We start from the raw sequence: 14,486 nt of genomic DNA on the forward strand, positions 1-14,486 counted from the left end.
ATATATCCTCTTTTATAAAATTATTTAATAGGTTTTAATATTAATTTTACATCTGGTCCTATTTTTTTAATATTTGTAAAATAAAAATTAGATACATTAATAATATTCATAAATTTATTTATATCACATAAATTTAATGTAATATTTCCTAATAACTTAGGTGTTAAATATATAATTAATTCATCTATTAAATTATAAGCAATTAAATATCCTGATAATATACTTCCTGCTTCTATAAGAATAGAATTAATTTTTTTATTACCTAATATTTTAAATAAATATTTTAAATCAAAATATCCATTAATTTCAGGAACAATAATTTGTTCTACATAATTAGGCCAATTTTCAAAAGTATATTTTGATTTTATTAAAAATATTTTACTAGGAAATAAAATTATTTTATCAGTAGGTTTTATCGTATTTAATCTATCTAAAATAATTCTAATTGGTTGTCTTAATAATTTTTTAGGATATATTTTTTTTATATAATAATCTAATTTATTCCACTTAACAAGTAAAGTAGAATTATCTTGTAAAATAGTTTTACTTGTACTTAAAATAGCTGTACTTTTTGCTCTTAATTTTTGAACATCTTTTCTAGATATTTTTGATGATATCCATTTACTATTGCCATTTAATAATGCAATTTTACCATCTAAAGATGATGCTAGTTTAAGTTGTATCCAAGGAATACCAGTATTCATTCTTTTAAAAAATCCATAATTTATCAATTTAGCTTTTTTTGATAAAATATTATTAGTAATCTGAATTCCTTTAGAATATAAAAATTTTAATCCTTGACCATTTACTTTTGGATTTGGATCTTTTGATGCAACAACTAATCTTTTTATTTTAGCATCAACTAATGCTTGACAACAAGAAGGTGTTAAATTTGTATAATTACAAGGTTCTAGTGTAACATAAACTGTTGCTCCTTTAGCATATTTACCTGCTATTTTTAATGCGTTAATTTCTGCATGATCTTCTCCTGTTTTAAAATGATATCCTTGACCAACAATTTTTTTATTATTTACAATAATACATCCTACATTTGGATTAGGAGTTGTAGTAAAAATACCTAATTTAGCTAATTTAATTGCATACATCATATAAAATTTATCTATTGAATACATAATATCCTTAAAAAATATAATTTTTCAACAATTTATAATTTTAATATTAATTATTATCATTTAATATAATAAAAATTAATTAAATTAAATAAAAATTTACAAAAATTAATTTTTTATTTAAATATATTATAAATATAAATTATTATAATTAATATATTATATATCTATAAAATATAATATTTCTAATTATTTAATTATTTAAATGATTTTAATATAAGAAAAGTATAATAAATATACTTAATAAATTTTGTTTTAAGAGATAACATTGATATGAAAAAAAAAATTATTATTTTTGATACTACATTACGTGATGGAGAACAATCACTAAAATCTAATTTAAATACTAAAGAAAAAATAGAAATAGCATTATCTTTAGAAGAAATGGGTATTGATATTATTGAAGTTGGATTTCCAATTTCTTCTCCTACTGATTATCAAACTGCAAAAAAAATATCATATATTATAAAAAATAGTAAATTATGTGGATTAGCTAGGTGTAAAGAAAAAGATATAGATATGGTTTATAAATCATTAAAAAAATCTGATAATTTTAGAATTCATATTTTTTTAGCAACTTCTCCTATACATATTTTTACAAAATTAAAAACTACTTTAAATAAAGTAATAGAAAAAATATCATTTATGATAAAATATGCTCGTAAATATACTGATGATATTGAATTTTCTTGCGAAGATGCGAGTAGAACCCCTATTAATGATTTATGTCTAGTTGTACAAACAGCTATTAATGCAGGAGCAACAACTATTAATATACCAGATACTGTAGGTTATACATTTCCTCAAGAATATTATAATATAATTTCTTATTTAAAGAGAAAAGTAGATAATATAGATAAATGTATTATTTCAGTTCATACACATAATGATTTAGGAATGGCTGTAGGTAATGCTATTACAGCAATAAATGCAGGAGCAAGACAAATAGAAGGAACTATTAATGGTATAGGAGAAAGAGCTGGGAATTGTGCTTTAGAAGAAGTAATTATGGCTTTATATACCAGAAAAAAAAATATGAATTTTTATACTAATATAAATTATCAAAAAATATATCATACAAGTAAAATAGTAAGTAATATTTGTAATATACCATTAGCCATACATAAAGCTATTGTAGGAAATAATGCTTTTTCACATTCTTCTGGTATCCATCAAGATGGAATGATAAAAAATAAAAAAACTTATGAAATATTAGATCCGGAAAATATAGGATTTAATAAAACAAAAATTAATCTTACTTCTAAATCAGGAAGAGCTGCAGTTAAATATCATATGAATTTAATGGGATATAAAAAAAATACATATAATATTAATAAATTATATAATAAATTTATTAAATTAGCTGATAAAAAAGGACAAATTTTTAATTATGATTTAGAATCATTAGCTTTTAATAGTAATATAGAAAATAATACAGAATATTATTCATTAATATATTTTAATGTGCAATCAAATTCTAATTTATCTATTGCAACTATAAAATTAAAATGTGGAGAATTAATAAAATTAGAAGCAGCAACAGGGTTAGGACCAGTTGATGCGATATATAAAACAATAATTAGAATAACAAATTATAATATAAAATTTATTCAATATATTTTAACAAATAAAAGTCGTACTCAAAAATCAATTGGACAAGTTATTATTAAAATAAAATATAAAAAAAAAATTTTTCACGGTATTGGTTTATCTAAAGATATTATAAAAGCTTCAATTATTTCTATTATTGATTGTCTTAATAATATTTGGAGATCTGATCAAGTACAAAAAAATATAATAAAAATTCATAAATTTTAAAATTTTAAGGAATAGTAATGTCAGATATATTTAAAATAGCTATTTTACCTGGAGATGGTATAGGTCCAGAAATTATGAAACAAGCAATAAAAGTATTAGAAAAAATAGAAAAATATATAACTAAAAAAATAGTTATTGATACCTATATTGTCGGTGGAGCAGCCATAAATATATATGGTAATCCATTACCTAAAAAAACATTATATGGTTGTGAAAAATCTAATGCAATATTATTTGGATCTGTTGGAGGTCCTGAATGGGATTATTTACCTTTAAATAAAAGACCAGAAAAAGGTTCATTATTAAAACTAAGAAAACATTTTAATTTATTTGCAAATATACGTCCTACTTTCTTTTATAAAGATTTAGGTATTTTAAGTCCTTTAAAAGAAAAAATTTTATATAAAGGTTTTGATATTGTTTGTATTAGAGAATTAACAGGAGGTATATATTTTGGTTTACCTAATGGTCGAAAAGGTAAAGGTATAGATGAATATGCATTTGATACTGAAATATATTCAAGATTTGAAATAGAAAGAATTGCACATATAGCTTTTAATATAGCTTTAAAAAGAAAAAAAAAAATATGTTCTATTGATAAAGCAAATGTTTTAAATACATCAATACTATGGCGTGAAGTTTTAACAGATATATCAAAACAATATATATCAGTAAAATTAGAACATATGTATATTGATAATGCTGTAATGCAATTAATGAAAAATCCTTCACAATTTGATGTCATATTATGTCCAAATTTATTTGGTGATATTATATCTGATCAATGTGCTATGATTTCTGGATCAGTAGGTAATTTACCTTCAGCTAGTTTTAATCAAAATTATTTTGGTTTATATGAACCATCAGGAGGTTCTGCTCCTAGTATTGCTGGTAAAAATATAGCTAATCCTATAGCACAAATATTATCATTAGCAATGTTAATTGAATATTCTTTAAAAGAAAAAAATATATCTCAAAAAATTAAAAATGCTATTAAAAAAATATTAAACATGGGTTATAGAACAAAAGATTTATTTACTGATAGTATAAATGAAAAAATAATTACAACTGATGATATGGGAACATTAATTATGGAAACTATTATTTAATATAAATAGGTATAAATATATGGGAAAAACATTATATGAAAAAATATATGATAAACATATTATTTGTAATTTAAAAAATAATACTAATTTATTATACATTGATAGACATTTTATTCATGAAGTTACTTCACCTCAAGCCTTTCAAGGATTAAGAAATAAAAATAGAAAAGTCTATAGATCAAATAAAACTTTTGCAACTATGGATCATAATGTATCTACTAAAATAAAGGATATAGGGGCATCTGGTTATATAGCTAAAAAACAAATGGAAACCCTTATAAAAAATTGCAATGATTTTAATATCAAATTATATGATATTTATCATCCCTTACAAGGGATTGTGCATGTTATAGGTCCAGAACAAGGAATTACATTACCTGGCATGATTATTGTATGTGGTGATTCACATACTTCTACTCATGGAGCATTTGGTGCATTATCTTTTGGTATTGGTACTTCAGAAGTAGAACATGTTTTAGCAACTCAAACTTTAAAACAAAATCGCTTTAAAAATATGTTAATAAATATTACTGGTAATATATCTAAAAACATTACTGCAAAAGATATTATCTTATCAATAATTAGAAAAATTGGTATTAGTGGTGGTAATGGATATATTATTGAATTTAATGGTAATGTTATAAAAAAATTAAGTATGGAATCTAGAATGACAATTTGTAATATGTCTATTGAAATGGGGGCTAAGGCAGGATTAATTGCACCTGATAATACAACTTTATCATATTTAAAAAATAAAAAATTTACTCCCAAAGATGGGTTATGGGGAAAAGCTTTAAAATATTGGAAAACATTATACAGTGATTATAATGCTAAATTTGATAAAATTATAGATATAAATATTACAAAATTAACTCCTCAAATTTCTTGGGGTACTAATCCCGAACAAATAATCGGTATTAATGAATCTATCCCATTAATAAAATCTTACATGAATAAAAATAAAAAAAAATTAGCTATAAAAGCTTTAAAATATATGGATTTACATGAAGGAACTAAATTAATTAATTTAAAAATTAATAAAGTATTTATTGGTTCTTGTACAAATTCTAGAATTGAAGATTTAAGGTCTGCAGCAAAAATAGTTGTAGGTAGGAAAATTGCTCCTCATATTACTGCTCTAGTTGTTCCAGGATCTAATATGGTAAAAAAACAAGCAGAAAAAGAAGGATTAGATAAAATTTTTAAAAATGCTGGTTTTGAATGGCGTTATTCAGGATGTTCTATGTGTTTAGCAATGAATAATGATAAATTAAAACCTGGAGAAAGATGCGCTTCTACTAGTAATAGAAATTTTGAAGGTCGTCAAGGACGTAATAGTAGAACTCATTTAGTTAGTCCTATTATAGCAGCAATTACAGCTATATATGGTTATTTTACTAATATTAATTTATAATAAAATAAGAAATATTTATGAATAATAAATTACAGTATAATGGTATTATAGTTCCTTTAAATATATCAAACATTGATACAGATGTTATTATACCAAAACAATTTTTACAAAAAAATAATAAAAAAGGATTTGGAAAATATTTATTTAATGATTGGCGATATTTAGATAATAAAAGTAAAATAATTAATCCTAATTTTATTCTAAATAAAAAAAAATTCAAAAATTCAAAAATTTTATTAACTAGAGATAATTTTGGGTGTGGTTCTTCTAGAGAACATGCTCCCTGGTCGTTATTAGATTTTGGTTTTCATACTATTATTGCGTCTAGTTATGCAGATATATTTTATAATAATGCAATTAATAATAAATTAATATTAATTATTTTAAATAAAAAAATAATTGATCAATTATTTTTTATAATAAAAAAATATCCTGGTATTTTTTGCTATATAGATTTATTTTATAAAAAAATTACAATTAATAATGTATCTTTTAATTTTAAAATGAGTAATGATATAATTAATTTTATTACAAATGATTTAGATCAAATAGATATAACAAAAAAATATTCTAAAGAAATTAATATTTTTGAAAAAACATATTTTGAATTTTTTTAAAATGAGCATATTATTAAATGCGTATAATATTATTAGGTCCTCCTGGAGTAGGTAAAGGAACGTATGCTAGATTTATATCTGAAAAATATAATTTACCTAATATTTCTATAGGAAATATGTTAAGAAATTATATATTAAATAATAAATATACTTTTTTAACTAAAAAAATAAAAAAATTTATTAAGAAAGGTATTATGGTTCCTGATGATATCATAATAAAAATTATTAAAAATAGGTTATACAATATTGATTGTAAACAAGGTTTTTTATTAGATGGATATCCTAGAAATATTTTACAAGCTAATATTCTAAAAAAAGAAAATATAAAAATAAATATAATTTTAGAATTTTATATCCCAATTAATGAAATTATTAAAAGAATTATAGGTAGGAGAATACATCTACCTTCAGGTAGAACTTATCATGTAATTTTTAATCCTCCAAAAATAAAAAATAAAGATGATATAACAGGTGAAAAATTGATAACGAGAACAGATGATAATTTAATAACAATAAGAAATCGGTTAAAAGAATATTTTATACAAACTAAACCATTAATTGAATATTATAATAAAGATTATATAAAAAATAAGATTATTTATAAAAAAATTAATAATACATTATCTATTTTAGATGTAAAAAAAAAAATAGATAATTTTTTACAAAAATTAAATAAAATAAAAAAATAGTTTTATTTTTTTTTAAAATTTTAATTAAGTGATTAAAATTATAATAATTTGTTTATTTACTTTAATTTTGTTATTATTTATTAATTAATATTAATTAATATGGATTATAATTTAATGTTTACCGGAAGTATTGTAGCACTTATAACTCCAATGGATATTAAAGGTAATCTTTGTAAAGAAAGTTTACAAAGACTTATTAAATATCATATTAATAGTGGTACAAAAGCAATTGTTATTATGGGGACAACAGGAGAAGCGGCTACATTAACATATAATGAACATATAGATGTTATAATGTATGCATTAGATTTTTCAGAAAAAAAAATACCTATTATAGCTGGAACAGGATTTAATTCTACATCTAAAAGTATTAAAATGATATCTATCCTTGAAAATTCAGGAATTATAGGTTGTTTAAATATTACTCCCTATTATAATCGTCCTACACAGGAAGGTTTATATCAACATTTTAAAGAAATTGCAAATAATACTAAATTACCCCAAATACTATATAATGTTCCTTCAAGAACAGGATGTGATTTATTACCAAAAACAATTTATAAATTATCAAAAATTAGTAATATAGTAGGTATAAAAGAAGCTACTGGAGATTTATCTCGTGTAAATAAAATTAAAAATTTAATAAAAAATAATTTTTTTTTAATTAGTGGAGATGATAAAACTGCTTTTGAATTTATGTTGTTGGGTGGTGATGGTATTATATCTGTTACAGCAAATATTGTTGCATCAAAAATGAGTAAATTTTGTAATTATATAAAAGAAAAAAAAATTAATAAAGCAAAAAAAATTAATAAAGAATTAATTATATTACATAATCAATTATTTCTTGAATCTAATCCAATACCCATTAAATGGGCAGTAAAAAGATTAGGATTAATTAAAAATGATAAAATGAGACTTCCTATGACTCCACTTACAGAATATAATCAAAAAATTATAGAAAATACATTAAAAAAATTAAAATTAATATAAATGACTAATATTAGTTACTGTTAATAAATATTCTTTTATATAATATAAAATTAAAACTCTATTTTTTTTAAATTTATTATCTGTATGATTAATTGTTACTTTTTTAAAAAAATTATTAACAGGATAATATAACTCAGATAATATTAATAATATTGTATAATATTCATTATTTTTAATTTTTAATTTTAATATTTTAGATAATTTAATAATATGTCTAAATAAAATAATTTCTTCTTTATCTTTTAAAAGATAAGTATTAATTTGGTTATTTTTATTTATATATTCTTTATTTTTTAATAAAATATTATTTATTCTTTTATAAGTAAAAATTAAAAAATTACTTTGTTTTTTTTCATTTTTAATAAATAAATTTAATGCTTTAATTTTATAATCTAAAATTAATAAATCATTTATTTTATTATCTAAAATAGAATTAATAATATTTTTTTTGTATCCTAATGATATATACCAATTTTTACATATTTTTTTTATAAAAAATAATATTTGTTTTAATATTTTTTTTTTCTCAATAAGATTTTTTTTATATAAAAAAAGACTAAAATTTATTAATTCAATTAAATTAATTTTTATTTTTTTTTCCATAATAATACGTATTATAATTAATGTTATATATTTTAAAGAAAATGGGTCTTTATCTCCTGTTGGGATTAATGATATACTAAACATTCCTACTATAGTATCTATTTTATCTGAAATAAATAAAACACAGGAAACCATATTTTTAGGTATAAAATTATTTTTTTTATATTGATATTGTTCTTTTATCGCTTGTGCTACATTTTTATTTTCTTGATTATATTGTGCATAATACATACCAATAATTCCTTGTAAATCGGGAAATTCATAAACCATTTGTGTTGCTAAATCACATTTAGATAATTTACTTGCTCTAATACAATCTATAATATTAATATTATTAATAATTTTTTTTGCTATATATTGAGATATTTTTTCTATTCTTATAGTTTTTTCAAATAAATTACCTAAATTTTTTTGGAAAATAATATTTTTTAATTTACTTAAATATTGTTCAAATTTTATTTTTAAATCATTTTTAAAAAAAAATTGAATATCTTTAAATCTTGATTTAATTATCTGTTCATTATTATTAATGATTCTTTCATTATTAGTTGTTTCAATATTTATTAATATAAGAAAATTAGATAATAAATTATTTTTTTTATCATATAAAGGGATATATTTTTGATATTTAATCATTACATATGATAATATTTCTGATGGAAGTTTTAAAAATTTTTTATCAAATTTTCCTATTAATACTACAGGCCATTCAACCATAGCAGATAATTCTTCTAAAAAAATGTTATCTATTTTAATAATAGCATGGAATTTATCTGCTATTTTTTTAATTTTATCAAAAATAATATTTTTTCTTTTAAAGAAATCAACAATTATTTTACCTTTTTCAAATAATAATTCTTCATATTTTTTTGAATTTTTTAAAATTATTTTTTTTTGACACATAAACCTATGTCCTTTAATAATATTATTTGACGTAAGATTTAATATTTTTTTTTTAATATTTTTTTTTCCTAAAACTAGTATAATATTTCTTATTGGCCTAATAAATTTAAAAATATTTTCATCCCAAAACATAAAATTAGGAATAGAAATAATATTTTTTAAAGAATTTATTATTATATTTGATAATAAATGTTTAATATGTAATCCTTTTATAATTTTTTTATAAAAAATATATTTATTTTTATAAAAAATATTTTTAATATCTTTAATCTTATATTTTTTTATCCAATGTTGAATTATTTTATTTTCAAAAATATTTTTTTCATTAGAAATAAAAGGTCCTTTAATATTAAAAAAATAATTAGATTGTATTATATTTATAAAATATATTTGTAATGCAATACGTCTAGAAGTAAAAAAACATTTTATTATTTTATATTCAAAATGATTTTTTTTTAATTCATTTTTGAAATTTTTTAAAATTATTTGAGATATTTTTAATAAATAATTTGAAGGTATTTCTTCTATACCAATTTCTAATAATAATATATTATTACACATAAAATTATATCACCTAATTAATAATTTTGTTATTTTATATAATTATAATATTTTATAACAATTAATTTTGTCATATTACGTAATTTTAAAACATATCTTTGTCTTTCAGTATGTGATAAAAATCTACGTGCTTCTAATAAATTAAAACAATGAGATGCTTTTAAAAGTTTTTCATATGCAGGAAAAATTAATGGTTTTTTTAAATTTAATAAATAACTAATTTCTTTTTCATAATTATGAAAACAAGATATAATAAAATTAATATTTGTATATTCAAAATTATAAATAGACTGTTCTTTTTCATTTTTATAAAAAAAATCTTTATAAGTAATACAACTATCTTTATTTTTATTCCATATTAGATCAAATATATTTTTTACATTTTGTATATGCATTGCTAATCTTTCTAAACCATAAGTAATTTCTCCTGTAATTGGTTTACATATTATACCACCCATTTGTTGGAAATATGTAAACTGAGTTATTTCTATCCCATTTAACCATATTTCCCATCCAATTCCATAAGCCCCTAATGTAGGGTTTTCCCAATTATCATCAATAAAACAAAGATTATTATTTTTTAAATCTATTTTTAATTTTTCTAAAGATTTTAAATATAAATCTTGAATATTATGAGGAGGTGGTTTCATTATTACTTGAAACTGATAATATTGTTGTAATCTATTAGAGTTTTTTCCATATCTCCCATCAGATGGTCTTCTTGATAATTGTATATATGCTAGTTTAATTGGTTTTTTACCTATTGCATATAAACATGTCATTGGATGTGATGTTGCAGCTCCGACTTCAGTATCAATAGCTTGAATTATACTACAACCTTGTTTTGCCCAATAATTTTGTAAAATAAAAATCATTCCTTGAAATGTTTTTTCATTAAATTCTTTCATTTTTTTAAATTTATTTAATTTTATTATTTTATAATAATATTTATTATTTTGAATAAAATATAAATTAAAATTTAACATATTTTTAATAGAATAAAAATTAATGTTAAAATAATTTATTATTTTTAAAATAAAAATTTAATAATCTATAAAAATTTTAATATGGACTAAATATAAATATGAATAATATATCTAAAAAAAATTTTTTTAAAAAAGAAAAAAATGAATATAATAAATTAATAATAAAGGCTACAAATTTAGCAATTTTATTATCTTTTACATTATTAATATTAAAATTATTAGCTTGGTGGCAAACTAAATCTATCAGTATGTTAGCTGCTTGTGTAGATTCTTTAGTTGATATTACATCTTCATCAACTAATTTATTAATCATATATTATTCATTACAACCTGCTGATTTAGAACATACTTTTGGACATGGTAAAGCTGAATCATTATCTGCTTTAACACAAAGCATATTTATTTGTATTACAGCAATATTTTTATTTTTAAATAGTTTAAAATACATATCTCATCCTACAAAATTATATTATCCAATTATTGGGATAATTGTTATTATAATTTCATTTTTTTTAACTTTAATATTAGTAATTTTTCAAAAAAAAGTAATTGCGAAAACAAATAGTCAAGCTACTCATGCTGATATGATTCATTATGAATCTGATATTTTAATTAATAGTGCAATTTTAATAGCGTTAATTTTAAACTTTTTTAATATAAAACAAGCAGATTCTTTTATAGCATTAATTATAAGTATATTTATTTTTTATAATGCTTTTAAAGTAGGTTATAAAGCAATACAATCTCTATTAGATAGATCTTTACCAGAACATGAAAAAAAAATTATAATAGATTTAATTACTTCTTGGCCAAAAGTAAAAGGAGCACATCAATTAAAAACAAGACAATCAGGACCTACTCGTTTTATACAACTTCATTTAGTATTAGAAGATAATTTACCTTTATTAGCATCACATTCAATTGCAAAAAAAATAGAAAATGCTTTACATAAAAAATTTCCTTATTCAGATATAATTATACATCAAGATCCATATTCTATTGTTTCTGAAAAATATAAAGGTTTTTTTAAAAATTAATTTTATTAATAAAATATTATATATTTTGAGGTATCATATGATTCAAAAAATTGGTGTTCTTACAAGTGGGGGAGATGCTCCAGGAATGAATGCTGCTATTAGAGGGGTTGTTCGAACAGCATTAGGATATAATATTGAAGTTTTTGGAATATATAATGGTTATTTAGGATTATATAATAATCATATTATAAAATTAAATAGATATAGTGTATCTGATATTATTAATAAAGGGGGTACTTTTTTAGGATCTGCTCGTTTTATTCAATTTAAAAATAAAAAGATACGTTCTATTGCTATAAATAATATGAAAAAAAATGGTATTAATGCATTAGTTGTAATAGGAGGAGATGGAACATATATGGGTGCTAAATTATTAACAGAAATGGGATTCCCATGTATAGGTATTCCAGGAACAATTGATAATGATGTTGCAGGTACTGATTATAGCATAGGATATTCTACTGCATTAGAAACAATTGTTCAAGCTATCGATAAATTAAGAGACACTTCTACTTCTCATCAAAGAATATCTATTGTTGAAATTATGGGTAGACATTGTGGAGATTTAACTTTATCTGCAGCTATTGCTGGAGGTTGTGAATTTATTGTTTTACCAGAAATTAATTATAATAAAGAAGATTTAGTAAAAGAAATACAAATAGGAATAGAAAAAGGGAAAAAACATGCCATAGTATTGATTACAGAATTTATTTGTGATATTAATAAACTAGCAGATTTTATCCAAAAAAAAATTAAACGTGAAACTAGAACTACAGTTTTAGGATATATCCAAAGGGGAGGATCTCCTGTTGCATATGATCGTATTTTAGGTTCTCGTATGGGATCATTTGCAGTTGAATTATTATATAAAGGATATGGAGGTAGATGTATAGGTATTAAAAATGATAAAATGGTTCATCATGATATTATTGATGCTATTTTAAATATGAAAAAAATTTTTAAAAAAGATTTATGGGATACTGCAAAAAAATTATTTTAATAAAATCAAAAAAAGGAATAAAATATGAAGAATATAAAATTTTTAAAAAGAATAGAAGTAGGAAAAAAATTTAGTAGACGTTTACGAATTAATAATAAATTTCCAGCTATTATTTATGGTAAAAATAAAAAAGAAATACCTATCATAATAAATAATGAAGATATAATTAATATTAATTTTAAAAATTTTTTTAAAAAAAAAATTCAATTAATAGATGGAAAAAAAAAAATATATAAAGTAAAAATTATTGATATTCAATATCATCCATATAAAAATACTAAAATATTTCATATAGATTTTTTATTTATATAATTATTTATATGTAAATATTTATGTAAATATAAATATTTTTACCTAAATAGAAAATTCACTAATAATTAAATATTATATTCCTAACACATCATGCATATTATATATTCCTGTTTTTTTATTACTAAGCCAAATAGCAGCATTAATAGCACCTTTTGCAAAAGGAATTCTGTTTGATGCTTTATGAATTAATTCTATTTGTTCTCCAATAAAAGAAAATAAAATATTATGTTCTCCATATAAATCAGCTGCTCTAATAGAATGACATGTTACTTTTTTAACAATATTAAATTTTTTATAATTATAAATAATCATATCTTTTAATGATAATGCTGTTCCTGATGGGGAATCTTTTTTGTTTTTATGATGTTTTTCTATTATATCTATATCTAAATTATTTATTTCTTTATTTTTACATAAAATTTTAGTAAAATTTTCTATTATTTTTAATAAAAAATTAATACCTTGGCTAAAATTAGAAGATAAAATAACAGCTATATCTTTTGATATTTTTTTTATTATTAATTTTTGTTGTTCAGTAAAACCGGTAGTGCCAATAACAATTTTTTTTTTATATTTTTTACAAAAATTAATATTTTCTAATGTTGTTTTTGGATTTGTAAAATCTATTAAAATGTCAAATTGGTTTTTAATATCAATTAAATTAGATTTAATATTTAAAAAATTGGATTTATATAATATTTTATTTTCTTTTTTTAAAGATAGTTTATGTTCTGTAACTCCATTTAATGTAAGATTATTTATTTTACTTGTATTTAATATTTTTAAAATGCTTTTACCCATACGTCCGTTGACACCTGCTATTGCTAAATTAATTTTATTATTTTTCATAAAAAAACCTATATATTATTTAATATTTAAAAAAATATCTTTTAGAATAAAAATTATTCCAATACAAATGAAAATATCTGCAATATTAAAAACTGGAAAATGATAATTAAATATATGTATATCTATGAAATCTATTACAAAACCATATTTAATTCTATTAATAAAATTACCTAATATTCCACCTAATATAAGATTATAAGATATTTGTTTATTTTTATTTTTTTTTAAAAAAAATATTAGTATAATAATACTTACTATATTAAAAAAAAAATAATATTTTTATATTTTTTAAAAAAACCAAAAATTATTCCATAATTTTGTAAATAAATAAAATTTAAATAAGAATAAATATGATAATATTCATACAATTTTATTTTTTTTATAATTAAATTTTTACAAAAAAAATCTATTATTATAAATAATAAAATATAAATATTTATTATTTTCATTTCTTTTCTTTTCATT

At 19.8% G+C, this 14,486-nt stretch carries 13 protein-coding genes and 1 pseudogene; 9 read left to right on the top strand and 5 right to left on the bottom strand.

The window, feature by feature from the left end; translation table 11 throughout:
- Positions 1 to 20: 20 nt before the first annotated feature.
- Complete coding sequence (gene ribD / locus GJU04_RS00235) at positions 21 to 1,133, bottom strand: bifunctional diaminohydroxyphosphoribosylaminopyrimidine deaminase/5-amino-6-(5-phosphoribosylamino)uracil reductase RibD (RefSeq protein WP_168892913.1); 1,113 nt, start codon at positions 1,131 to 1,133, stop codon at positions 21 to 23.
- Positions 1,134 to 1,403: 270 nt separating this feature from the next.
- On the opposite strand from ribD, the gene leuA reads away from it, so the two are divergent.
- The 6 genes from leuA (at position 1,404) to dapA (ending at position 7,770) form a co-directional block, all read left to right on the top strand.
- The gene (leuA, locus tag GJU04_RS00240) at positions 1,404 to 2,948 is read left to right on the top strand and encodes a 2-isopropylmalate synthase (RefSeq protein WP_168892914.1); all 1,545 of its coding nucleotides are present in this window, start codon (positions 1,404 to 1,406) and stop codon (positions 2,946 to 2,948) included.
- 17 nt (positions 2,949 to 2,965) lie between these two features.
- Complete coding sequence (gene leuB, locus GJU04_RS00245) at positions 2,966 to 4,057, top strand: 3-isopropylmalate dehydrogenase (RefSeq protein WP_168892915.1); 1,092 nt, start codon at positions 2,966 to 2,968, stop codon at positions 4,055 to 4,057.
- Positions 4,058 to 4,076: 19 nt separating this feature from the next.
- The gene (gene leuC / locus GJU04_RS00250; RefSeq protein WP_168892916.1) at positions 4,077 to 5,471 is read left to right on the top strand and encodes a 3-isopropylmalate dehydratase large subunit; all 1,395 of its coding nucleotides are present in this window, start codon (positions 4,077 to 4,079) and stop codon (positions 5,469 to 5,471) included.
- 17 nt (positions 5,472 to 5,488) lie between these two features.
- The gene (gene leuD, locus GJU04_RS00255; RefSeq protein WP_168892917.1) at positions 5,489 to 6,088 is read left to right on the top strand and encodes a 3-isopropylmalate dehydratase small subunit; all 600 of its coding nucleotides are present in this window, start codon (positions 5,489 to 5,491) and stop codon (positions 6,086 to 6,088) included.
- 17 nt (positions 6,089 to 6,105) lie between these two features.
- Positions 6,106 to 6,777, top strand: coding sequence for a nucleoside monophosphate kinase (locus tag GJU04_RS00260; RefSeq protein WP_168892918.1), 672 nt, complete (start codon positions 6,106 to 6,108; stop codon positions 6,775 to 6,777).
- Positions 6,778 to 6,891: 114 nt separating this feature from the next.
- Entirely contained in the window at positions 6,892 to 7,770 is an 879-nt protein-coding gene (dapA, locus tag GJU04_RS00265) for a 4-hydroxy-tetrahydrodipicolinate synthase (protein WP_168892919.1), read from the top strand.
- On the opposite strand, the gene glyS is transcribed toward dapA, so the two are convergent.
- Together glyS and glyQ are read right to left on the bottom strand one after the other, a co-directional pair.
- A complete protein-coding gene (gene glyS / locus GJU04_RS00270) occupies positions 7,762 to 9,837 on the bottom strand; it encodes a glycine--tRNA ligase subunit beta (RefSeq protein ID WP_168892920.1) in 2,076 nt (691 codons plus the stop codon). The genes dapA and glyS overlap by 9 nt on opposite strands.
- Before the next feature lie 29 nt (positions 9,838 to 9,866).
- Entirely contained in the window at positions 9,867 to 10,745 is an 879-nt protein-coding gene (gene glyQ, locus GJU04_RS00275; protein WP_168893269.1) for a glycine--tRNA ligase subunit alpha, read from the bottom strand.
- Positions 10,746 to 10,921: 176 nt separating this feature from the next.
- Between glyQ and GJU04_RS00280 the strand changes: the two genes are divergently transcribed.
- Genes GJU04_RS00280 through rplY form a run of 3 tightly spaced genes read left to right on the top strand, consistent with a single transcriptional unit; the run spans position 10,922 to position 13,172 of the window.
- Positions 10,922 to 11,860, top strand: coding sequence for a cation diffusion facilitator family transporter (locus tag GJU04_RS00280; RefSeq protein WP_168892921.1), 939 nt, complete (start codon positions 10,922 to 10,924; stop codon positions 11,858 to 11,860).
- Between the two features lie 37 nt (positions 11,861 to 11,897).
- Positions 11,898 to 12,860 (top strand): 6-phosphofructokinase, encoded by a 963-nt coding sequence (gene pfkA, locus GJU04_RS00285; RefSeq protein ID WP_168892922.1) that lies wholly within the window; start codon positions 11,898 to 11,900, stop codon positions 12,858 to 12,860.
- Between the two features lie 24 nt (positions 12,861 to 12,884).
- Positions 12,885 to 13,172 (top strand): 50S ribosomal protein L25, encoded by a 288-nt coding sequence (gene rplY / locus GJU04_RS00290; protein ID WP_168892923.1) that lies wholly within the window; start codon positions 12,885 to 12,887, stop codon positions 13,170 to 13,172.
- 72 nt (positions 13,173 to 13,244) lie between these two features.
- Here rplY and dapB read toward each other — a convergent pair whose 3' ends face one another.
- The gene (gene dapB / locus GJU04_RS00295; RefSeq protein WP_168892924.1) at positions 13,245 to 14,021 is read right to left on the bottom strand and encodes a 4-hydroxy-tetrahydrodipicolinate reductase; all 777 of its coding nucleotides are present in this window, start codon (positions 14,019 to 14,021) and stop codon (positions 13,245 to 13,247) included.
- A 15-nt stretch (positions 14,022 to 14,036) separates the two neighbouring features.
- A pseudogene (lspA, locus tag GJU04_RS02300) lies at positions 14,037 to 14,485 on the bottom strand (signal peptidase II).
- Position 14,486 lies beyond the last annotated feature (1 nt).

Origin of the sequence: Enterobacteriaceae endosymbiont of Donacia marginata (assembly GCF_012567685.1) — a bacterium.
GTDB lineage: Bacteria > Pseudomonadota > Gammaproteobacteria > Enterobacterales > Enterobacteriaceae.